The sequence below is a fragment of the Facilibium subflavum genome (assembly GCF_003574485.1).
GTDB classification, from domain to species: domain Bacteria; phylum Pseudomonadota; class Gammaproteobacteria; order Francisellales; family Francisellaceae; genus Facilibium; species Facilibium subflavum.
Map to the genome: position 1 here is coordinate 1 of NZ_QLIT01000231.1, position 634 is coordinate 634.

1 protein-coding gene is annotated in these 634 nt (G+C 42.1%); it reads right to left on the reverse strand.

Translation table 11 applies throughout. The features are described from left to right. On the reverse strand, positions 1-634 hold a 634-nt coding region (locus DNK84_RS11875; RefSeq protein ID WP_119344708.1), incomplete at both ends, for an IS1634 family transposase.

Sequence of the window (634 nt, forward strand, 5' to 3'; positions counted from 1 at the left end):
AAAGCATTCACTGCATCAGCTTTACAATCAAATGGTTTATTCCGAAGGTGCATGGCTGCTTTTAAGGCTGCCTGAAATTCTTTATCTACCTGCTTATCCAAGGTGTTTTTTGCGCGTTCTCTTGCAGATTGTGAGTCAACCACTAACCAGCGTTGTTCTATGCCTAAATGGTTCGTTGTATATTCATAACATCTACTCTTTGTATCAACCCTCACCCATTGGTTCGCCGTTATGGCAGCATTGATCGCTTTGCTTTCCTCTTTATACGTGCGTGGAATGCGGGTGATAAATTTAAGTTGACTTAAGTGTTTGGCATTATCTTCACAATACAGTTTTGAGTCTCCAACCAAATAGTGTGGGCCATCACTTGCGTTTAATGATTTTAACAGCTGTTGGCAGCGATCTTTAAAAATCTTACTATCACTTGTATTGCCATCAAAACTCTTCATCATCAAAGGGATGCCGCCATCTTGACTGTTCACCAGCTCCAGAACTACCTGATTTAAATCTGGACGGTGGTCCTTGGAGTAGCCTTTTGTCACCGTGATCGTTCTTTCATCACTTTCGGTGTCATACTCCCCAGAAACTGAAAAACTGGTTGTATCAATACTCGTGAAGCGCTGGCAAAGGTCAC